This is a genomic window from Klebsiella sp. H-Nf2, assembly GCF_002806645.1.
GTDB lineage: Bacteria > Pseudomonadota > Gammaproteobacteria > Enterobacterales > Enterobacteriaceae > Klebsiella > Klebsiella variicola.
In genome coordinates this window covers 234,468-255,782 of the sequence record NZ_PIBL01000001.1, presented here as the reverse complement: position 1 = coordinate 255,782, position 21,315 = coordinate 234,468, and the positions used below count along the sequence as shown (strand labels likewise).

Genomic DNA, 21,315 nt, shown 5'->3' with positions numbered 1-21,315 from the left:
CTTACTCTCCTTTGGTTATCGGCTTGAGCGACACGGTCGCCGGGTTTTGCCGGGTATGCGGCGTTAATCGCCGTTCTAGCAGGGCATACAGCTGCACAATGATGAAATTAAGCAGCAAATAGATGGCCGCCGCGCAGAGAAATACCTCCATCGTCCGGTAGGTACGCTGAATAATCTGTTGCGCCACCCCGGTGACGTCCCAGACGGTCACCAGGCTTGCCAGCGCCGTCGACTTGACCAGCAGAATGGCCTCCGTGGAGTAGGCTGGCAGCGCATAACGTAGCATCACCGGGGCAATGATCCGCCGCAACAACAGCCAGCGCGACATGCCGCAAGCCTGACCGGCTTCAATCTGACCCGGCGGTATCGCCAGCAACCCGCCGCGAAGAATTTCCGCTGTGTAGGCCGCCGTACAGAGCGCCAGCGCCAGAACGGCGCAGATAAAGGGTTCGCGCAGCAGCGGCCACAGGAAACTGTGACGGATCACCCCAAACTGACCCAGCCCGTAATAAATGAGAAACAACTGGATCAGCAATGGCGAACCGCGAAAGATCAGGATATAGCCTTTGGCGAAACCGCTAGCCAGCGGCCAGTGGCTCATTCGCAGCGCCAGAACGCCGAGGGCCAGTACGCCGCCGAGGATAAAAGAGCAAATAAAGAGCCCCAGCGTCACCGGCAGCGCCGCACCGAGCTTTAACAACGTCTCACCAAGGAAGGCAAAATCGATAAACATACGGGCTCCTTACGCCTGCGCGGCGCTGCGACGCAGCCAGGCGCGGTTGAGATGGCTCTCCGCCCGGGTAAACGCGCGGTTAGAGAGCAGCGTCAGGATCAAATAGCAGCCGCCGCCGATGAGATAGAACAGGAAATATTCGCGGGTCGAGCCTGCGGCAATCTGGCTGGCGCGCATCAGTTCAACCATCCCGGTCACCGATACCAGCGCCGAATCTTTGAGGCTCATTTGCCACACGTTGGATAACCCCGGCAGCGAATAACGGACAATCTGCGGCAACAGAATGCGCTGCAGGATCCGCCAGCGCGGCATGCCGATAGCGGTAGCCGCCTCCACTTCACCGGGCATCAGCGCCAGGCGAGCAGCACGGTAGACTTCCGCCTGATACGAGGAGGAGATCAAACCAATCGCCAGGGCGCCAATCAGAAAGGGCGGAACCTCAATAAAGCCATCAGAGCCAAACAGACGCCCCACCCATGAAATCATCCCTGAGCCGCCAAAATAAAACAGGTAGATCACCAGTAATTCGGGGATACCGCGGAATACCACCGACCAGGCGGCGCCAAACCAGCGCGCTGGCGCGTGCCGGGATAGCTTCGCGGCGGCAATGACGCCGCCCACCGCCGCACCGACGGCCAGCGCGGCGAGCGACAGCAGCAAGGTGGTCAGCGTGGCACTGAGGATCAGCGTCCCCCACCCGTTTTCACCAAAACTCAGAAGATTCAACATAACAGCCTCACTCAGGGGGTAACGTCGCTTTTAAACCATTTCTCACTCAGTTTTTTTACCGTCCCATCGGCCAGCGCCGCCTGAATAGCGCTATCCAGTTTCGCTTTAAGATCGGTATCGGTCAGACGTACCCCCATCGCTTCACCGCCTCCCCAGATCGGCCCGCTTATCAGCGGACCGCTCAATGCCAGATTGCTATTCTCCGGGCGCGACAGGGTGGTGTTGGCAAAGGTAATATCATCAAAAACGGCATCGATGCGCTCAGCCTGCAGGTCGAGGATCGCATCCGCTGAGTTGTTATATTCCCGGACGTCAGCGATATCCTTGAAATACTTGTCAATAAACGGGGTGTACACGGTGCCGGAAGCGATGCCGATGGTTTTCCCTTTCAACGCCGCGCGCAGAGGCGCAATCGCCGCCTGAATCTCTTTCTCATCATCATGAAGCTTGACCGTCGGAGACGGAGGGAGCAGTGACCCTTTTACCGCAATGAAGGAGGCTGGCGTGGCAGCGTAGGCCTGGGTAAACGCCACGACCTTCGATCGCTCCGGGGTGACGACAATAGCGTCCATGATCACGTCATATTTTCCGGCGTTAAGTCCGGCAATCATGCCATCCCAGTTCTGTACCACCAGCTTGCATTCGATCTGCATCCGCTGGCATAAATTCGCCATGAGCTCAGGTTCGAAGCCGCTCAACTTCCCTCCGGGAAGCGTCAGGTTCCAGGGTTCATAGCCGCCTTCCGTAGCGATGGTGATTGATTTCCACTCTTTAGCGTATGTTGAGCCACCAGACAGCAGTAGCCCCGAAAACAGGGTGACCAGGCAGGCCTGGCGGAAAGTAATACGCTGTTGCATTTTCATTCTCCCGATCGCGTTTTGTCATGATGGCTCTGGTCACTGCGATAAGATAATTCGTAGATGACTGCTCATGTATATACAAGCATTGACAAACCCACACACGCGCTCGATGATGGATTTGTGAACCCTGTTGTAAATAATTTGTAAGCATGTTGAGACACACATGTAACAAATACCATCCACCCTCTGAATTCCGCCGAGCAGACCATGATCTTTTTTTTTGATATCGCCACCTTACCCATCACGCCATGGAAGAACGGTGCCGGTGCCACCCGGGAAATTATCGCCGTTCCTTCCACAGAGGCTCCCTTTCTCTGGCGAGCGAGCATTGCCACACTGCAGGCAGATGGTCCATTTTCCCCCTTCCCCGGCGTCGACCGGGTGATTACCCTGCTGGCGGGACAACCGCTACGACTGTGCGGCGAGGACATCGACCATCCGCTGACGCTCTGGCAGCCATGGGCTTTCCCCGGTGAATGGGCGCTGTCCAGCGTCGGGATCGTTGAGCCAGGGCTGGACTTCAATATCATGACTCAGCGCGGACGTGCCTCGGCGAGCGTAGAGGTGATAAACGACCAGCAACGCCCTGCCACTGAGGGGGTCGCTTATGTTCTTCAGGGCGAGTGGGATCTGGCCGGGCAGCGAAGCGCGGCCGGCAGCGGTCTCTGCTGGCGCGGTGAATCCCCTGGCGAGCTATTGCCCCTCGGCGCCAATGGGCGTCTGCTGCTGGCGGAGATCGCGCTCAAATAATCGTCAGGAGAGATGGTATACTGGAGCCGTTGCGATGAGCTTTTGCCCCGCGCGGCGCGGGCCGGCTGAAAAATATCGTGACACAAGGGGTCGTCAGTGGGATATAATTCCCGGCTAAATTTGAGTTATTTTGAAATAACAATGTTAACGCTATGATTGTTAAAGTAAAAATAAGCAATAACGATAAGGATTAAAGCTATGGGTTTTCTTTCCGGTAAGCGCATTTTGATCACTGGCGTCGCCAGCAAACTGTCCATCGCCTACGGTATTGCGCAAGCAATGCACCGCGAAGGCGCGGAACTGGCATTCACCTATCAGAATGAAAAACTGAAAGGTCGCGTAGAAGAATTTGCTGCCGCGCTGGGTTCTGACATTGTGCTGCCGTGCGACGTTGCTGAAGATGAGAGCATCACCGCACTGTTCACCGAGCTGGAAAAAGTCTGGCCGAAATTCGATGGTTTCGTCCACTCTATCGGTTATGCTCCGGCTGACCAGTTAGATGGCGACTACGTCAATGCCGTGACCCGCGAAGGTTTCAAAATCGCGCACGACATCAGCGCTTACAGCTTCGTGGCGATGGCTAAAGCCTGCCGCAGCATGCTGAACCCGGATTCAGCCCTGCTGACGCTCTCCTACCTGGGCGCAGAGCGCGCGATCCCGAACTACAACGTGATGGGTCTGGCAAAAGCCTCTCTGGAAGCTAACGTCCGCTATATGGCTAACGCCATGGGTCCGGAAGGCATTCGCGTCAACGCCATCTCTGCCGGTCCGATCCGTACGCTGGCTGCTTCTGGCATTAAAGATTTCCGTAAAATGCTGGCACACTGCGAAGCGGTCACCCCGATCCGTCGCACCGTCACCATTGAAGATGTGGGTAACAGCGCAGCCTTCCTGTGCTCCAACCTGTCTGCGGGGATCTCCGGTGAAGTCGTTCACGTTGACGGCGGGTTCAGCATCGCCGCCATGAACGAACTGGAACTGAAATAAGTTCCATACCCTCCTCACCCTGGTGAGGAGGGCTTATCCCTTACTCCCTTCCGTTGCGCTGTCTCTTGTTATTCCAATCGGCTATTTGTTAGCACGTATCAATATTTTCTCCTGCTTCCGGGTTACGCCAGGATAGTTCTGCATAAACGATCCGCGGAACGGCGGTTCGCCACATACCGAACAAGGAAAGCCCATGGAGCCACGCCGCGTGAATGGCAAAAACCACTGGTATCACGAAACCCAGTCAACAATCTGCCCAGTGGATGTTCTGCCACTTGTCCCTGAAGCCGCCCATGTTGAAGACCGCTTTTTGCTGGACCTGACGCTGCCGGATGCCTGGCTACACATCCACGCAGGCTGGCTACATCCTGCTCGCCAGCTGGCAGTGCGGCTGTTTCCCGATCAGGTGACGGTGAGCCGACTGCAAACTTTTACCGCCTATGATCGCCTGAGCACCGCGCTGACTGTCGCCCAGGTCTACGGCGTCCAGCGGTTGTGTAACCACTATGCCGCCCGTCTGGCCCCCTTGCCTGGCCCTGACTCTTCGCGTGAGAGCAACCGTCGCCTGGCGCAGATCACTCAGTACGCTCGTCAGCTCGCCAGTTCGCCCTCCGTCATTAACGCCCTCTCACGCAGCCAGCTTGACGAAGTAGGCTTAACCAGCCGGGATATTATCCTGATCAACCAGATTATCGGTTTCGTCGGCTTCCAGGCCCGGGCGATTGCTGTCCTGCAGGCGGCGCTGGGCTATCCGGTGCGTTGGATCCCCGGCATGCCTCAGCAAGAAGAGGCCCCCGCCGAACTGTTCACCGCGCCACCAGGAGAGTGGCAGAGCGACCTTGAGGACCCCGATCTGCAGTATGCCGATGATGAACGCCAGCGGCGCATCGCTGGCTGGCAGTCGCTGCACGGCCTGGGCGAGTTGGCCCCACTGCTGGCCTGCGACCCACAGTTGATCGTGCCTCTGGAGACCTTGATCCGTCAGCTCAGCACGGATGATGCCTTTGGCCCGCAGGTCGCCTTACTCACGGCACGCACCAATGGCAGTCCCACCTGTTTTGATGCCTGGCTCCCCCACTGGCACGGTGAAGAAGAGTTCGCCAGCCACCTGCGGGAAGGCGACCAGGCCCTCCATCGTTGGCTCCAGCAGCATCCTCAGTCCCGGGCCCTCGTTACCGCGGTGCAGCTGTTAACCCGCTCGCCGGACCGGTTTAGCGCCGCCCAGTTAACTCCCCTCGCGGAATATGGACTCTCTGCGGAACAAGCGATCGATCTGTTGACCTGGAGCGGGCTGTGCGGATGGATGAATCGTCTGAAAATCGCCCTCGGCAATGTGCGTCAGCAGACGTAAATTGCTGAAACAGCGCTTGCTGCGGCAGGCATATTCGCGTAAAAATGTCAGCCGCTCTTTTAGCCACGAAAATACCTAATTATGTTTCAGGATAACCCGCTGCTAGCGCAGCTTAAACAGCAACTGCATTCCCAGACGCCGCGCGCTGAAGGGGTCGTTAAGGGCACGGAAAAGGGCTTTGGCTTCCTCGAAGTGGACGCTCAGAAGAGCTACTTCATTCCGCCGCCGCAGATGAAAAAGGTGATGCATGGCGACCGTATCGTCGCGGTGATCCATTCTGAAAAAGATCGCGAAAGCGCCGAACCGGAATCACTGATTGAGCCGTTCCTGACCCGTTTCGTCGGTAAAGTCCAGAAGAAAGACGATCGCCTCGCTATCGTTCCTGACCATCCGCTGCTGAAAGACGCCATTCCCTGCCGCGCCGCCCGTGGCGTTGAGCATGATTTCAAACAGGGTGACTGGGCCGTCGCCGAGATGCGCCGTCATCCGTTAAAAGGCGACCGCGGGTTTTACGCGGAGCTGACCCAGTTCATCACCTTCAGCGACGATCACTTCGTCCCCTGGTGGGTAACCCTGGCGCGCCATAACCTCGAAAAAGAAGCGCCGGACGGCGTGGCCACGGAAATGCTCGATGAAGGGCTGACGCGCCGCGATTTAACCGCTCTCGACTTCGTCACTATCGACAGCGCCAGCACCGAAGATATGGACGATGCGCTGTATGCCGAATCCACTGCTGATGGCAAACTGCTGCTGACGGTCGCCATTGCTGACCCGACCGCCTGGATTGCCGAAGGTAGCAAGCTGGATAAGGCCGCAAAAGTGCGCGCCTTTACCAACTATCTGCCGGGCTTCAATATTCCGATGCTGCCCCGCGAGCTGTCAGACGACCTGTGCTCCCTGCGCGCTAACGAAGTGCGCCCGGTGCTGGCCTGCCAGATGACTCTGGCGGCCGATGGCACCATCGAAGACAACATCGAGTTCTTTGCCGCCACCATCGAGTCGAAAGCCAAGCTGGCCTATGACGACGTCTCTGACTGGCTGGAAGGCCGCGGCAGCTGGCAACCGGGCAGCGACGCCATCGCGCAGCAAATTACGCTGTTGAAAGATGTGTGCCAGCGTCGTAGCGAATGGCGTCAGACCCATGCGCTGGTGTTCAAAGACCGTCCGGACTACCGTTTCGTTCTTGGCGAAAAAGGCGAAGTGCTGGATATCGTCGCGGAGCCACGTCGCATTGCCAACCGCATTGTCGAAGAGTCGATGATCGCCGCCAACATCTGTGCCGCCCGCGTTCTGCGCGACAAGCTCGGCTTCGGCGTTTATAACGTCCATACCGGCTTCGACCCGGCGAATACCGAACAGCTGGCGGCGCTGCTGAAAACCCACGACGTGCACGTCGACCCAACGGAGGTGCTGACGCTGGAAGGGTTCTGCAAGCTGCGCCGCGAACTGGACGCCCAGCCGACCGGTTTCCTCGACAGCCGCATCCGCCGCTTCCAGTCGTTTGCGGAAATCAGCACCGAGCCGGGCCCACACTTTGGCCTCGGCCTTGAGGCCTATGCCACCTGGACCTCGCCAATCCGTAAATATGGCGACATGATCAACCACCGTCTGCTGAAGGCCATCATCAAAGGCGAGACCATTGCGCGCCCGCAGGATGATGCCACCGTGCAGATGGCGGAGCGCCGTCGTCTTAACCGGATGGCTGAGCGCGATGTGGCCGACTGGCTGTATGCTCGCTTCCTCAACGATAAAGCCGGGACCGATACCCGCTTTGCGGCGGAGATCATCGACATCAGCCGCGGCGGGATGCGCGTGCGCCTGGTGGACAATGGCGCGGTCGCCTTTATTCCGGCCCCGTTCCTCCACGCGGTACGCGACGAACTGGTGTGCAGCCAGGAGAACGGCACCGTGCAGATCAAGGGCGAGGTGGTCTACAAAGTGACTGACGTTATCGATGTCACCATCGCTGAAGTCCGCATGGAAACCCGCAGCATTATTGCGCGTCCGGCAGTCTGACGCCCCTTCACAGCGGTTCCTCCGGGAACCGCTGCTTCTTTCCTCTCCATCCAGCGATTTCCGTCGCACCGATTAAGGTTGTGCGTTTTTTTCGCTTCTCTTTTTCACTCATTTTTAGCATCATTGATTTCATTCGTTTTTGTTACCAGGATAATGCCATGTCAGATGTGAATGCCCACCTGCTCGCCCAACGTATCGATACCGTGCTGGATATTCTGGTTGCCGGTGATTACCACTCTGCGATCCATAATCTGGAAATCCTCAAAGCGGAGCTGCTGGCACTGGCAGCGGACGACGCTGAGCAAAAAAACCAGCCCAAGGCCCCCTGGGAAATCTGATTATCGCCCATGCCGCAACCGGTGACTCATACCGGTTGCTCGCCATATAGCCCCCTAACAGTGATGTTGCTATGAACGCCCGACAACAAAGTATTTTGCAAGTGGTCATTGATAAAGGCCGGATGAGCGTCGCCGATCTGGCGAAGATGACCGGTGTCTCAGAGGTCACAATTCGCCAGGATCTGAATCTGCTGGAAAAGCAGAGTTATTTGCGCCGCACCCATGGCTATGCAGTCCCACTGGACAGTGAAGATGTCGAAACCCGCATGATGACCCATTTCGCCATTAAGCGTGAACTGGCCAGCCGGGCGGCAGCGCTGGTGAGCGCCGGCGAAACGGTATTCATCGAAAACGGCAGCAGCAACGCCCTGCTGGCGCGCACCCTCGCCGAACGCGGCGATATCACCATCATTACCGTGAGCAGCTATATCGCCCATCTGCTGAAAGAGACGCCGGGAGAGGTGATCCTGCTGGGCGGGATTTACCAGAAACGCAGTGAAAGCATGGTGGGCCCGCTGACCCGCCAGTTCATCCAGCAGGTGCATTTCAGCAAAGCCTTCATCGGGATCGATGGCTGGCAGGCAGAAACCGGCTTTACCGGTCGCGATATGATGCGTGCGGATGTGGTTAACGCCGTGCTGGAAAAGCACTGTGAAGCGATTATTCTCAGCGACAGTTCAAAATTCAGCGCGGTTCATCCCTATCCCCTCGGTCCCGCCGGGCGCTTTAACCGCGTTATTACCGACGATCGCCTGTCGGCCGCCTGCCGCGACCAGTTACTGCGCAGCGGCCTGACCGTCGATATTGTGCCGTACGCCTGATGTTTACCCTGCCCCGAGCCATGCCATAGCGCCGTTCGGGGCGTTATTACGCTCTGAGAGTATTCCGAGCCGCTAATTAAGATTTTTTACCTGACGATACATTTAAAAAAAAGTAAAATTATTATTAGCGATATAACAGGAAGTGACTATCACCTGCGTGATTTTCGTGACACCTGCGCACCCTAACTTCATGGAATTGCCCTAAAGCTGCTATTTCAGGCTATGCTTAAAGGAGCGTAGTATCCATGAATAGATTATTCAGGAGAAAAAAATGATGACTTCAACGAGCAAAAAAATGGCTGCCGTCGTTCTGGCTGTCACTGTAGCAATGTCTCTGAGCGCTTGTTCTAACATGTCTAAACGCGACCGTAACACCGCGATTGGTGCTGGCGCCGGCGCCATCGGTGGTGCGGTGTTAACTGACGGTAGCGCACTCGGAACCCTGGGTGGCGCGGCAGTCGGTGGTATTATTGGTCACCAGGTTGGCAAATAATATAATTACCTGACGAAATAAAAGAATAATTCACACGAATTGACTTACGCACGTTAAATCACTCAAGGCCGCGGCATTCACCGCGGCCTTGTTATTTCAGCATTACTTTAATTATTGCCGAAATAGCACTCAGCCACCGGCTAACTTAACCTTCATTCCTTTCGCCTCGAGCAGCGATTTGAGCAAATCCCGTTTGTCACCCTGGATCTCGATCACGCCATCTTTCACCGCGCCGCCGCAACCACATTTCTTTTTCAGCTCTGCAGCCAGGGCGTTCAGCGCGGCATCGTCAGCATCGATGCCGCTAATCAGGCACACGCCTTTGCCCTTGCGGCCGCTGGTCTGGCGCTGAATACGGACAATACCATCGCCTTTAGGCCGCACCGGCGCCAGTTTCGCTTCGTCGATACGCCCGGTTTCCGTGGAGTAGACCAGGCGGCTATTGGAATCGCTCATTATGCCTCCTTTGACAACGAGACGTTGATTGCCCGCAGCGTCGCGGCAGGATCGGCCGACTGAGTCACCGGACGACCAATAACCATATAATCCACTCCCGCCGCCTGGGCTTGCTCGGGGGTCATAATCCGCCGCTGATCCCCGGCCTCGCTCCCCTGCGGACGGATCCCCGGGGTCACCAGCTTAAACGCCTGTCCCAGCTCCTGTTTGAAGCGCACCGCCTCCTGAGCTGAGCACACGACCCCGTCAAGGCCGCAGCGTTGGGTCAGCGCTGCCAGCTTCGCCGCGTAATCAGCCGGGGATAAGGTAATGCCCAGATCCTGCAGGTCGCTGGCCTCCATGCTGGTAAGCACGGTGACGGCGATCAGCAGCGGAGCGTCTTTGCCAAACGGCAACAGCGCTTCACGCGCGGCGGTCATCATCCGCGCGCCGCCGGAGGCATGAACATTCACCATCCATACACCGAGTTCGGCCGCCGCCGCCACCGCGCGAGCCGTGGTGTTGGGGATATCGTGAAACTTAAGGTCAAGGAACACCTCAAACCCACGCTGATGTAGATCGCGAACAAACTGCGGGCCCAGCAGGGTGAACATCTCTTTGCCCACCTTCAGGCGGCAGTCTCGCGGGTCGATGCGGTCGACAAATGCCAGCGCTTTATCGCGATTATCATAGTCGAGCGCAACCACAACGGGAGAGGATGTGACAGCGCGGGAAGATGTGATAGCTGTAGACGTCATGACCAGACCTTAGTGTTGATGGGCGCCAGGGCGGCGCAAAAAAGGTAAACGGGCAGCATTCTACCTGTGATGCTAACAAAATAACAGGCTGCTGTATTGGCGCTGGCCGGACGATGGCGCTGCCGGGGCCGCGCGTGGAGTGGAGAGAAGTGATAAGTATGTTGTAACTAATAGAGGGATTTTTTTTGACTTTATTGGCCGTCGAGGCCGCGAATGGGTTTGATGGTTGCCCACGAACGGCAGGATGGGCAGTGCCAGTAGAGCGTATGGGCGGTAAAGCCGCATTTCTGGCAGCGATAGCGCGGTTTGCTGCGCACCTGTTCCCCGACCATGTTTCTCAGCACCCCGAGGCTTTCTTTCGCCCGCCCTTCTTCCGCTTCGTTGAGATGGTAGTCCATCAGCTTATGGAAGACACGCATGGTCGGGTGACGTTCCAGCTGCCGGGTAACGTAGTTTTGCGCGGCTTCGACCCCTTCCCGTTGCTCGAGGATCTGCGCCAGCATCAGTTCAGCGGTGGCCCCGGTGTTCTCATCCACACAGCGACGCAGGAAAACTTCCCACTCTTCGGCTTTACCCAGTTGCTGGTAGCAGGTCTGCAGCATCTCCAGCGTCTCACCGACCAGCTCTTTATCCTGATCGATAACCCGCTCAAGGCTCTCTACCGCTTTGGCGTAATCACCCTTTTCCATCCACACCCGGCCCATCATTATTGAGACCCGCGCGCTGTTGCGGTCTGCGGCGGCGCCTTTCTTCAGCAGCGCCATCGCCTTATCCAGATCGTTGGCCGCCATCTGCTGCAGGGCCAGCTCACACCAGAAGTTGGCGATTTCGCCACGATGTTTCTCTTTACCCAGCTTCACCAGCCGTTCAGCCACTTCGATCGCCGACTGCCAGTCGCTGGTCGCCTGGTAGATCTGCAGCAGCTGCTGCAGAGCGCTCAGGCGGAAATCGGTCTCATCCACCAGCTGTTTGAACATGTCTTCCGCGCGATCGTACAACCCGGCGGCCATATAGTCGCGCCCCAGCTGCTGGACGGCCAGCAGACGCTGATCGTAGGTTAACGATGCGCTTTCCATCAGGCTCTGATGGATACGGATCGCGCGGTCAACCTCGCCGCGCGAGCGGAACAGGTTACCGAGCGTCAGGTGGGCCTCAACGGTGCCGGTATCCTCTTTCAACATATCAAGGAACAGGTCGACGGCTTTATCCTGCTGGTTGCTGAGCAGGAAGTTAACCCCCGCCACGTAATCCCGTGACAGGCGGTTCGCATCGTCCTGTTTGGACTGTTGTGCACTTCTGCGCCCCATGTACCAGCCGTAGGCGGCGGCAACGGGTAAAAGCAGAAACAACAACTCCAGCATAAGAGGTTATTCCTTCACGGCAGGCACGCCTGCGTCGACAGCGACCGGGCTGACGGGGGCAATCTGGTGCTCAAGGCGCTTAATTTTTCGCTCCGCGCGCGCCAGCGAGACACGCACCCGCAGCCAGAACAGGCCGCAGATCAGCCAGCCAATGGCAAAGCCCGCGGCGAACAGCACCGCCAGCAGCGTCGAAATGCGGAATTCACCCTGCGCGAGTAAATAGTTGAACGTGACCTGTTGGTCATTCTGCGCCCCCAGCGTCACTGAAATGACGAAGATTGCTAGCACCAGTAAGAAAATGAGTAAATATTTCACATGACTTCCCGTTATGTGGGTTGCGCGTAAAAAAGCCCGCTTTCAGCCCTATAAAGTATCATTTTCGCCGCAGCGGTGGAATGAAAAAGCATGGCAACTGTACAGGATATGCGGTCGGATGCCGCTAAAATCAACATTATTCCGCTTCGGGCATCCGTTTTTTAATATCCTGCGCCTCCTCCCCCGGCGGCGAGAGCGGTCCGCACAGGCGCTGCGTCAGCCAGCAGGCCACCGTGACCAGCAGCCAGGAGATCAGCGTGGCGACAATGAGATCCAGCGGCCAATGCATGCCCAGCGCCAGACGACTGCCCATCACCGCCGTCGCCCATACCAGCAGCACGGCGACCGTGCCCCAACGCCGACGCGGCCACAGAAGTCCGGCGGCCAGCAGTGCCCAGCTGGCGGCGAACATCGTGTGACCAGACGGGAAAGCAAAGCCCGTCTCTTTCTGCCAGTGCTTGCGTAAAAATGGCGGAATGTCCTGCACCTGCGCCAGCTGAGCATGCACCAGTTTAGCGCGTTCTTTACGCTTCAACGCATAGAATTGCGTCACCGGCACCTGTCTTGAGTTTTCCAGCCAGATGACAAAGGGTCTCGGCTCCTGAACCCGCTCTTTGACCCAGGATTTAATCCCCTGTCCCGCCAGGATGGCGGCGGCAAGAATCAGGAACAGGATCAGTGCCGCGCGCAGCCGGTAGCGCAGACACCAGAGAAACCAGCCGCACAGGGCGACATGCGTGATAATTCCCCACGGCTGCGTCACCGTTTCCGTCACCCACCAGAGGGTTTTCAACATAGCAACCGGCAGTCCTGGCTGCCACAGCCAACCAGACAGCCAGACCGTAACAGGCATAACAAGCAGCAGCGCCGCCGCGAGAGCGGTTCGTCGGGCAATCAACAGCATTTTCTCTCCTTCTCCTTGTAGATGAACATCATAGCGGAAAGTAGTTCGTTTGTGCGCTTTCCACGCGGCTAACCGTTCGCGATTAGGAGAACGTCCCGGCCTTGTGGCAAAATAGCGACAAACAGAAAGCACATTCAGGTGCTGACAGAATCTGGAGAATCACATGCAGCTTAAACGTGTGGCAGAAGCCAAACTGCCAACCCCATGGGGCGATTTCCTGATGGTGGGTTTTGAAGAACTGGCAACCGGACAAGATCATGTCGCGTTGGTGTATGGCGATATTTCGGGGCAGTCGCCGGTCCTGGCCCGTGTCCATTCAGAGTGTCTGACGGGCGATGCCCTGTTTAGTCTGCGCTGTGATTGTGGCTTTCAGCTGGAAGCGGCCCTGTCGCATATCGCCGAAGAAGGTCGGGGGATCCTGCTCTATCACCGTCAGGAAGGACGCAACATTGGTTTATTGAATAAGATCCGCGCCTACGCGCTGCAGGATCAGGGCTACGACACCGTTGAGGCAAACCATCAGCTGGGCTTCGCCGCCGATGAGCGTGACTTCACCCTGTGCGCCGATATGTTCAAACTGCTCAACGTTGAGCAGGTGCGCTTATTAACCAATAACCCGAAAAAAGTGGAAATTCTTACCGAAGCCGGAATCAACATTGTGGAGCGCGTACCGCTGATCGTCGGGCGCAACCCCAAAAACGCCCACTACCTGGATACCAAAGCCGCCAAAATGGGCCATCTGCTGAACAGCAAGCCGGCGGAGTAAATCGTTTAGATCAAAGAGAAAGGGCCAGCGATGCTGGCCCTTTGTTTTACAGCATATTGCGGATGACGTAGTGCAGAATGCCGTCGTTGCGGTAGTAGGTAAGCTCGGTCGCCGTGTCGATACGGCACCGACAGGGGATCACTTCCTGCGAGCCGTCAGCGCGAGTCAGGGTCACCGGCACCGTAGCGCCAGGCTGAAGCGACTGCAGATTGCTGATATCAACCTGCTCTTCCCCGGTCAACTGCAGCGTTTTGCGGGTGACGCCCTGCGGGAACTCCAGCGGTAAAATCCCCATCCCGATCAGGTTGGAGCGGTGGATACGTTCGAAGGACTCGGCGATCACCACCCGAATGCCCAGCAGGCGCGGCCCCTTCGCCGCCCAGTCGCGGCTGGAACCAGACCCATATTCCTTACCGGCAATCACCGCCAGCGGAATGCCTTCCGCTTTATACCGCATCGCCGCATCGTAGATCGCCACCGGTTCGCGGTCCGGCAGATGCCGGGTCATACCGCCTTCCACTCCCGGCACCATTTCGTTACGAATACGGATATTGGCGAAGGTGCCGCGCATCATCACCTCATGGTTACCGCGACGGGAACCATAGGAGTTAAAGTCGCGCCGGGCAACCCCATGCTCCTGCAGATAGCGGCCTGCCGGGCTATCGGCTTTGATGCTCCCCGCCGGCGAAATGTGGTCAGTGGTCACTGAATCGCCCAGCATGGCGAGGATCCGCGCACCATGAATATCCTCCACCGGCAGCGGCTCGACGCCCATCTCGTCAAAGAACGGCGACAGGCGAATATAAGTCGAGTCCTCCTGCCAGTCATAGGTATCTGACGCCTCTACCTTGATTGCTTTCCACTCCTCAGTACCGGAAAACACTTCCGCGTACTCTTTGCGGAACATCTCGGTGGAGACCTGTTCCACCGCGCGGGCAATCTCCTCCCCGCTCGGCCAGATATCTTTCAGATAGACCGGCTTACCATCGCTGCCCTGCCCCAACGGCTCGCGGGTAAGATCGATGTTCATGTTCCCCGCCAGCGCGTAAGCAACCACCAGCGGCGGTGAGGCCAGCCAGTTGGTTTTCACCAGCGGATGGATACGCCCTTCGAAGTTACGGTTACCGGAAAGCACTGCCCCGACGGTCAGGTCGCCCTTTTTAATCGCCTCTTCGATAGGCTCCGGCAACGGACCAGAGTTACCGATACAGGTGGTACAGCCATATCCCACCAGATTAAAACCGAGCTGGTCGAGGTAAGGCGTCAGGCCGGCATGGGCCAGATAATCCGACACCACTTTCGAGCCTGGAGCCAGGGAAGCTTTTACCCACGGCTGCGGCTGCAGTCCTCGCTCGACGGCTTTTTTCGCCAGCAGACCGGCGGCCATCAGCACGCTGGGGTTGGAGGTATTGGTACAGGAGGTGATCGCCGCAATGGCCACAGCGCCGTCCGGTAGCGAATAGTGATGCCCGTTCAGCGTATAATCCACCGGCTGGCGCTGACGCTGAAGATGGTTAACCTCCAGCTCGCCGCTGGCGGCGAAGGCTTTCGGTACATCGCCCAGCGCCACGCGATCCTGCGGCCGCTTCGGCCCGGCAAGGCTTGCCTCAACGCTGCCCATGTCCAGCGCCAGGGTGCTGGTAAAGACCGGCTCATCGCCAGGTTTGCGCCACATGCCCTGCGCTTTGGCATAGGCTTCCACCAGCGCGACCTGCTCTTCGCTACGGCCGCTGAGACGCATATAGCTGAGCGTCACGTCATCGATCGGGAAGAAGCCACAGGTGGCGCCATACTCCGGCGCCATATTGGCGATGGTGGCGCGATCGGCCAGGGGTAAGGTATCCAGGCCATCGCCGTAGAATTCAACAAACTTGCCGACGACACCGTGCTGGCGCAGCATCTGAGTGACCGTCAGCACCAGATCGGTGGCGGTAATGCCTTCACGCAGTTTGCCACTGAGCTTAAAGCCCACGACATCCGGGATCAGCATCGACACCGGCTGGCCCAGCATGGCGGCTTCCGCTTCAATCCCGCCCACGCCCCAGCCCAGTACGCCGAGACCGTTAATCATGGTGGTATGGGAGTCGGTGCCCACCAGCGTATCCGGCCACGCCATCCATTTCCCGTTCACCTCTTCGCTCCAGACGGCCCGACCGAGGTATTCCAGGTTGACCTGGTGACAAATACCGGTGCCCGGCGGCACCACGCTGAAGCGGCTGAAGGCCTGCTGACCCCAGCGCAAAAAAGCGTAACGTTCGTGGTTACGTTCCATTTCCAGACGGACGTTATCTTCGAAGGCCTCGTCATCGCCGAAGCGGTCGACGGTGACCGAGTGGTCGATCACCAGGTCTACAGGCGACAGCGGATTCACTTTCGCGGTGTCGCCGCCCAGGCGCTTCACCGCCTCGCGCATGGCGGCCAGATCCACCACTGCCGGCACGCCGGTAAAGTCCTGCATCAGAACGCGCGCCGGACGGTAGGCTATCTCCCGGTCGGCATGGGCCTGTTGCAGCCAGCCGGCCAGGGCACGAATATCTTCTTCTGTCACCGAGTCACCGTCCTGCCAGCGCAGCAGGTTCTCCATCAGCACCTTCAGCGACTTAGGCAGTCGACTAAGATCGCCCAGCTGCTTCTCTGCCAGCGGCAGACTGTAGTAATGCCAGGTTTTCTCGTTGACCAGCAGCGTGTCCTTACTGGCTTCTCGTAGGGTTGACGACATAGCTCCTCCTTTATCTCAGGGATGGCATACCCCGATTCTCCTCAGGGTCTCCATTAAAGATAACACATGCAGAGCATAACACTTTGATAACAACCCAAATTGCTAAATGCGCAGATGGCGAGAGTGATTATTCGGGAATTATCCTGGAATCGGAGAAATAGCACCAAAATAGTGCAGAAGCGATGATTAAGCCGATATTGTATTAGTACACGAGGACAAAAAAAGAGCTAATCGGCCAGCTGGCTATGATTAGCTCTTGTGAGTGATTTCAGATTGGATGAATCCAGCGGCAAAATATATTCTCCCTGTATTGCCGGTCACTGATCTTATATTACCGTTTCCTTTCACTGTCATAAAAATGACATGTATCTACAACGATGACCTACAGCTTTAGCTGACAATCCAGATGTTGCAGATGGTAAGCGCGATGATGCTCCAGAACATCGCCAGCCCTACCAACACTACGCCCCATACGCGACTACGCAGAACGGGATCGATTTCGGTTTTGTCATTCTCGTATGACATCGCCAGTTTCATGTAATCGATATTACTTATCATATTGTCACCACCAATTGCTCAAATCATCAGGTACAGATAAATCTTAATTATGGATAAAAGATTAATCCAGTGAATTTAGGCCTGATGGAATATATTTAACCGGTTATTTGATCGCGGCGGGCATAATGACAAACGTGTTGCCAGAAATTATTAATTTTGTGATTGGTTCGAGGTTTAAGATGTTAAATTGGGACCATGATAGTCAATGGCACTCCCCACAGGGAATGCCATTGTTTTTTTAAGGGTTATTTTTCCGGAAGTTTTATATCTTTAAACATCGCTTCTATATCTTCATTTGACCGCAAAGCCACCGCAGTATCCACGACATCCCGGGTCAGATGGGGTGCAAAACGTTGAATAAAATCATACATGTAGCTTCGTAAGAAGGTGCTACGGCGGAAACCAATTTTGGTGGTGCTGTGGCTGAATATACCGTTCGCATCCAGCTTCACCAGATCAGGGTCAGAGACCGGATCGACCGCCATGCTGGCAATCACCCCTACCCCAAGGCCCAGACGAACATAGGTTTTGATGACGTCGGCGTCAGTGGCGGTAAAGACAATGCGCGGCGTCAGGCCCGCACGGTTAAACGCAGTATCCAGTTCCGAACGACCGGTAAAGCCAAAGGTATAGGTCACCAGCGGGTACTGCGCCAGCTCTTCAATGGAAACCGAGCCCTTCGCGGCCAGAGGATGCTCAGGCGTCACCACAATCGACCGGTTCCAGTGATAGCATGGCAACATCACCAGATCGTCATACAGATGCAGCGCCTCGGTGGCGATGGCGAAGTCGGCATTGCCTTTCGATACGGCTTCTGCAATCTGGGTTGGCGAGCCCTGATGCATATGCAGCGACACGCGCGGGTAGCGTTCAATAAAGCCCTTGATCACTCCCGGTAACGCATAGCGCGCTTGAGTATGGGTCGTCGCCACATATAACGACCCTTTATCAGGCCAGGTATGCTCCCCGGCGACAGATTTGATCGCATCGACTTTCGACAACACCTCGCGGGCGATACGGATGATCTCCTGCCCGGCAGGCGTCACCTGGGTTAAATGTTTGCCGCTGCGGGCAAAGATCTGGATGCCCAGCTCATCTTCCAGCATGCGGACCTGCTTACTGATGCCCGGCTGGGAGGTATAAAGCCCTTCGGCGGTGGATGAAACATTCAGGTTATGGTTCACCACCTCAACGATGTAGCGAAGCTGTTGTAGTTTCATGCTGATATCCGTTTGCGCGTAAAATGAAGCCGCTTAATACACTTTACGTTCAGGCAACTTGTCGACCGTGAGGCCCGGCCTCCCGGCAGTTGGCCATAGTGGCGCCGCAACGCATCCTGAAAGCGATGATGTATAAGACGTTTTAATAATAAAAAAGGGATTAACTATAACCACTATATCATTTATATCAACAGTGTATAGATACTAACGAAAAATAATATAGGTGGTTATAAGGGGAAGAAAAGCCGATCCAGAAGGGGAAACGATGCGGCAGAAGCATCCACTGCTTCTGCCGGTCGTTAGAGCAGGAAAAGCGCGCTTTTCCTGCCTGGTCATGCACAATTACTTCTTGGCTTCAGTCCATTTACCGTCGATAAAGAAGGCTGACCAGCCGGTCGCTTTGCCCTCTTTTTCGGAAGCCACGTACTGCTGTTTCGTTTTACGGCTAAAGCGCACCAGCGTTTTATTACCTTCCGGATCCTGCTGCGGCGCATCGGCGAGATAGCGCAGTTTTTCCGGCAGACGATCGCGGAAGCGGTACAGCTCTTCCACCAGCGGCGCACGCGTTTCCCGTGATTTCGGGAAGGTGTTGGCCGCCAGGAAGACACCCGCCGCCCCGTCGCGCAACACGAAGTATGCGTCAGACTTCTCGCACGGCAGCTCCGGCAGCGGCACCGGATCTTCCTTCGGCGGAGCCACTTCGCCATTGCGCAGGATCTTACGCGTGTTTTTACACTCGTCGTTGGTACAGGCCATGTACTTGCCGAAACGCCCCATTTTCAAGTGCATTTCAGAACCGCACTTCTCGCACTCCACTACCGGACCGTCATAGCCCTTGATGCGGAACTCGCCCTCTTCAATCTCATAGCCGTCACAGGTCGGGTTATTACCACACACGTGCAGTTTACGCTTAGGATCGATAAGGTAGCTGTCCATTGCGGTCCCGCACTTCTGACAGCGACGTTTGGCACGCAGCGCGTTGGTTTCCGCGTCATCGCCTTCCAGCACGTTGAGGACTTCGTTTTCCGGCACCAGGTTGATGGTGGTTTTGCAACGCTCTTTCGGCGGCAGGGCATAGCCCGAACAGCCGAGGAAAACGCCGGTACTGGCAGTACGGATCCCCATTTTACGTCCACAGGTCGGGCAGTCGATGCTGGTAAGCACCATCGGGTTCGGCTGCATGCCGCCCTCTTCCGGATCTTTCTCCGCGGTCTCCAGCTGAGTGGTAAAATCGCCGAAGAAGTGGTTCAGCACCTCTTTCCACTCGGCCTGGTGGTTGGCCACCTGGTCGAGACGATCTTCCATCTGCGCGGTGAAGTCGTAGTTCATCAGATCGCGGAAGTTTTCTTCCAGCCGATCGGTGACGATTTCGCCCATTTTCTCCGCGTAGAAACGACGGTTTTCCACCCGCACGTAGCCGCGATCCTGAATGGTCGAGATGATCGAAGCGTAGGTGGAAGGACGGCCGATACCGCGTTTTTCCAGCTCTTTGACCAGCGAAGCTTCGCTGAAGCGCGCCGGCGGCTTGGTAAAGTGCTGCGCAGGCGTCAGCTCCACCAGGCTCAGGCGGTCGCCCTGTTTGACCACCGGCAACGTCCGGTCTTCATCGCCCTTGCGCAGCGCCGGCATCACTTTGGTCCAGCCGTCGAAACGTAAGGTACGACCGCGCGCTTTCAGTTTGAAATCGCCCGCCGCCACGGTCAGCGTGGTGGAATCGTATTGCGCCGGCGTCATCTGACAGGCGACAAACTGGCGCCAGATCAGCTGATAGAGCTTCTGCGCATCGGCTTCCATATCTTTCAGCGTTTCCGCCAGCACGCTCACATCAGAAGGACGAATCGCTTCGTGCGCTTCCTGCGAGTTTTCTTTGCTGGCGTACTGGTTAGCGCTCTCCGGCAGATATTTTTTGCCAAAGTTGTCGCTGATATAACCGCGAACCATGTTCAGCGCGTCCTGACTCAGGTTGGTGGAGTCGGTACGCATATAGGTGATGTGCCCCGCCTCATAGAGACGTTGAGCCATCATCATGGTCTTTTTCACGCCGAAGCCGAGACGGGTGCTGGCCGCCTGCTGCAGCGTGGAGGTGATGAACGGCGCGCCCGGCTTGCTGCTGGTCGGCTTGTCTTCTCGCTCCAGCACGCTGTAGCTGGCTTTTTCCAGCAGCGATACCGCCGCCATGGTCTCATCACGGCTGACCGGACGGAACGGCTTATCGTCTTTATGGGTCACCTGCAGAGGCAGCGCGTCGCCGCCCGGCGTGGTGGTGCTGGCATCAACTTCCCAGTACTCTTCCGGGACGAAGGCTTTGATTTCACGCTCACGTTCCACCACCAGGCGGACCGCAACGGACTGCACGCGCCCGGCAGAAAGACCACGGGCAATTTTCTTCCACAGCAGCGGCGAGACCATATAGCCCACCACGCGGTCCATAAAGCGGCGCGCCTGCTGGGCGTTAACCCGATCGATATTCAGTTCGCCCGGCTTTTCAAAGGCCTGACGAATAGCGTTTTTGGTGATCTCATTGAACACCACGCGGCTGTAACGCTGTTCATCGCCACCGATCACTTCCCGCAGGTGCCAGGCAATGGCTTCCCCTTCGCGGTCAAGGTCGGTTGCGAGATAGATGTGGTCAGCTTTTTCTGCCAACTGTTTGAGTTCTGAAACTACCTTTTCTTTACCCGGAAGTACTTCATAGTGCGCATTCCAGTCATGCCATGGGTCCACGCCCATGCGGTTAACCAGAGCACCACGTTCGTCCTTTTTAGGCTTTTTAGCCCCTTTGGTGGCGGTAGAGTCGGTGCTCTTTTTGGAAGCTGATCCACTGGTCGGCAAATCGCGGATATGACCGACGCTGGATTTCACCACGTAGTCATTACCCAGATACTTATTGATCGTTTTGGCTTTTGCCGGGGACTCAACGATAACGAGAGCTTTACCCATATTCACCTTTACCTAATTTGATTCATCCAGGAATACATCGCACATTCATACACCCTCCACTGGCGACTGCCTCATATGTTGCGGCACCGTCGGTGAATATCAACCCTGAACACCCGTTTCATCTCCGTAAAACCAGGCGTTTGAGTTTGCTGACTTTTTTTCGTCAGGTGACATAGCACGAAGAATTTTTGGCCGAATGTCAAGCAAATCTGTTGCCAGATCGCCGAAAGCGTCACACTGTACCTGATAAAATTCGTTACG

General features: G+C 56.6%; 20 protein-coding genes. 8 read left to right on the top strand and 12 right to left on the bottom strand.

Translation table 11 applies throughout. The features are described 5' to 3' along the window. Window position 1: 1 nt before the first annotated feature. The 3 genes from CWM58_RS01310 to CWM58_RS01300 are packed head-to-tail and all read right to left on the bottom strand — an operon-like array spanning window position 2 to window position 2,319. Window positions 2–733 (bottom strand): ABC transporter permease, encoded by a 732-nt coding sequence (locus CWM58_RS01310; RefSeq protein ID WP_012968438.1) that lies wholly within the window; start codon window positions 731–733, stop codon window positions 2–4. 9 nt (window positions 734–742) lie between these two features. After that, on the bottom strand, window positions 743–1,462 hold the full coding sequence (locus CWM58_RS01305) for an ABC transporter permease (protein WP_100680016.1): 720 nt from the start codon (window positions 1,460–1,462) through the stop codon (window positions 743–745). Window positions 1,463–1,473: 11 nt separating this feature from the next. Then, the gene (locus tag CWM58_RS01300) at window positions 1,474–2,319 is read right to left on the bottom strand and encodes a transporter substrate-binding domain-containing protein (protein WP_100680015.1); all 846 of its coding nucleotides are present in this window, start codon (window positions 2,317–2,319) and stop codon (window positions 1,474–1,476) included. Between the two features lie 210 nt (window positions 2,320–2,529). Here CWM58_RS01300 and CWM58_RS01295 point away from each other — a divergent pair, with 210 nt between their 5' ends. From CWM58_RS01295 to osmB, 7 genes are all read left to right on the top strand, one after another. Then, window positions 2,530–3,072 (top strand): HutD family protein, encoded by a 543-nt coding sequence (locus tag CWM58_RS01295; protein ID WP_100680014.1) that lies wholly within the window; start codon window positions 2,530–2,532, stop codon window positions 3,070–3,072. Window positions 3,073–3,270: 198 nt separating this feature from the next. Further along, window positions 3,271–4,059 (top strand): enoyl-ACP reductase FabI, encoded by a 789-nt coding sequence (fabI, locus tag CWM58_RS01290; protein WP_100680013.1) that lies wholly within the window; start codon window positions 3,271–3,273, stop codon window positions 4,057–4,059. Between the two features lie 193 nt (window positions 4,060–4,252). Then, window positions 4,253–5,410, top strand: coding sequence for a CMD domain-containing protein (locus CWM58_RS01285; RefSeq protein ID WP_100680012.1), 1,158 nt, complete (start codon window positions 4,253–4,255; stop codon window positions 5,408–5,410). A gap of 81 nt (window positions 5,411–5,491) precedes the next feature. Beyond that, window positions 5,492–7,426 carry an exoribonuclease II gene (locus CWM58_RS01280; RefSeq protein WP_061154900.1) on the top strand — a complete coding sequence of 645 codons (1,935 nt, stop codon included), beginning with the start codon at window positions 5,492–5,494 and terminating at the stop codon, window positions 7,424–7,426. 158 nt (window positions 7,427–7,584) lie between these two features. Beyond that, complete coding sequence (locus CWM58_RS01275) at window positions 7,585–7,764, top strand: hypothetical protein (protein WP_012542045.1); 180 nt, start codon at window positions 7,585–7,587, stop codon at window positions 7,762–7,764. Window positions 7,765–7,835: 71 nt separating this feature from the next. Further along, window positions 7,836–8,585: a DNA-binding transcriptional regulator YciT gene (locus tag CWM58_RS01270; protein WP_100680011.1), complete on the top strand. Its 750-nt coding sequence runs from the start codon at window positions 7,836–7,838 to the stop codon at window positions 8,583–8,585. A 274-nt stretch (window positions 8,586–8,859) separates the two neighbouring features. Further along, a complete protein-coding gene (gene osmB, locus CWM58_RS01265) occupies window positions 8,860–9,078 on the top strand; it encodes an osmotically-inducible lipoprotein OsmB (protein WP_002901783.1) in 219 nt (72 codons plus the stop codon). Between the two features lie 129 nt (window positions 9,079–9,207). On the opposite strand, the gene yciH is transcribed toward osmB, so the two are convergent. The 5 genes from yciH to pgpB all read right to left on the bottom strand — a co-directional run bounded on the left by yciH (window position 9,208) and on the right by pgpB (window position 12,851). Continuing rightward, on the bottom strand, window positions 9,208–9,534 hold the full coding sequence (gene yciH / locus CWM58_RS01260; protein ID WP_100680010.1) for a stress response translation initiation inhibitor YciH: 327 nt from the start codon (window positions 9,532–9,534) through the stop codon (window positions 9,208–9,210). Then, on the bottom strand, window positions 9,534–10,271 hold the full coding sequence (gene pyrF, locus CWM58_RS01255; protein WP_023297452.1) for an orotidine-5'-phosphate decarboxylase: 738 nt from the start codon (window positions 10,269–10,271) through the stop codon (window positions 9,534–9,536). Before pyrF ends, yciH begins: the two co-directional genes overlap by 1 nt. Window positions 10,272–10,462: 191 nt before the next feature. Next, window positions 10,463–11,632, bottom strand: a complete 1,170-nt coding sequence (lapB, locus tag CWM58_RS01250) for a lipopolysaccharide assembly protein LapB (RefSeq protein WP_008807790.1) — start codon at window positions 11,630–11,632, stop codon at window positions 10,463–10,465. Window positions 11,633–11,638: 6 nt separating this feature from the next. After that, on the bottom strand, window positions 11,639–11,947 hold the full coding sequence (locus CWM58_RS01245; RefSeq protein ID WP_012542047.1) for a LapA family protein: 309 nt from the start codon (window positions 11,945–11,947) through the stop codon (window positions 11,639–11,641). Window positions 11,948–12,083: 136 nt separating this feature from the next. Further along, window positions 12,084–12,851 carry a phosphatidylglycerophosphatase B gene (gene pgpB, locus CWM58_RS01240; RefSeq protein ID WP_100680009.1) on the bottom strand — a complete coding sequence of 256 codons (768 nt, stop codon included), beginning with the start codon at window positions 12,849–12,851 and terminating at the stop codon, window positions 12,084–12,086. A 163-nt stretch (window positions 12,852–13,014) separates the two neighbouring features. On the opposite strand from pgpB, the gene ribA reads away from it, so the two are divergent. After that, window positions 13,015–13,617, top strand: a complete 603-nt coding sequence (ribA, locus tag CWM58_RS01235) for a GTP cyclohydrolase II (RefSeq protein ID WP_008807788.1) — start codon at window positions 13,015–13,017, stop codon at window positions 13,615–13,617. 46 nt (window positions 13,618–13,663) lie between these two features. Here the strand turns inward: ribA and acnA are convergent, their stop codons facing one another. The 4 genes from acnA to topA form a co-directional block, all read right to left on the bottom strand. Further along, window positions 13,664–16,336: an aconitate hydratase AcnA gene (gene acnA / locus CWM58_RS01230; protein ID WP_100680008.1), complete on the bottom strand. Its 2,673-nt coding sequence runs from the start codon at window positions 16,334–16,336 to the stop codon at window positions 13,664–13,666. A 390-nt stretch (window positions 16,337–16,726) separates the two neighbouring features. Further along, window positions 16,727–16,894 carry a YmiA family putative membrane protein gene (locus tag CWM58_RS01225; RefSeq protein ID WP_002901776.1) on the bottom strand — a complete coding sequence of 56 codons (168 nt, stop codon included), beginning with the start codon at window positions 16,892–16,894 and terminating at the stop codon, window positions 16,727–16,729. A 245-nt stretch (window positions 16,895–17,139) separates the two neighbouring features. Further along, a complete protein-coding gene (gene cysB / locus CWM58_RS01220; RefSeq protein ID WP_008807786.1) occupies window positions 17,140–18,114 on the bottom strand; it encodes an HTH-type transcriptional regulator CysB in 975 nt (324 codons plus the stop codon). Window positions 18,115–18,456: 342 nt separating this feature from the next. Further along, window positions 18,457–21,054 carry a type I DNA topoisomerase gene (gene topA / locus CWM58_RS01215; protein ID WP_008807785.1) on the bottom strand — a complete coding sequence of 866 codons (2,598 nt, stop codon included), beginning with the start codon at window positions 21,052–21,054 and terminating at the stop codon, window positions 18,457–18,459. Window positions 21,055–21,315 lie beyond the last annotated feature (261 nt).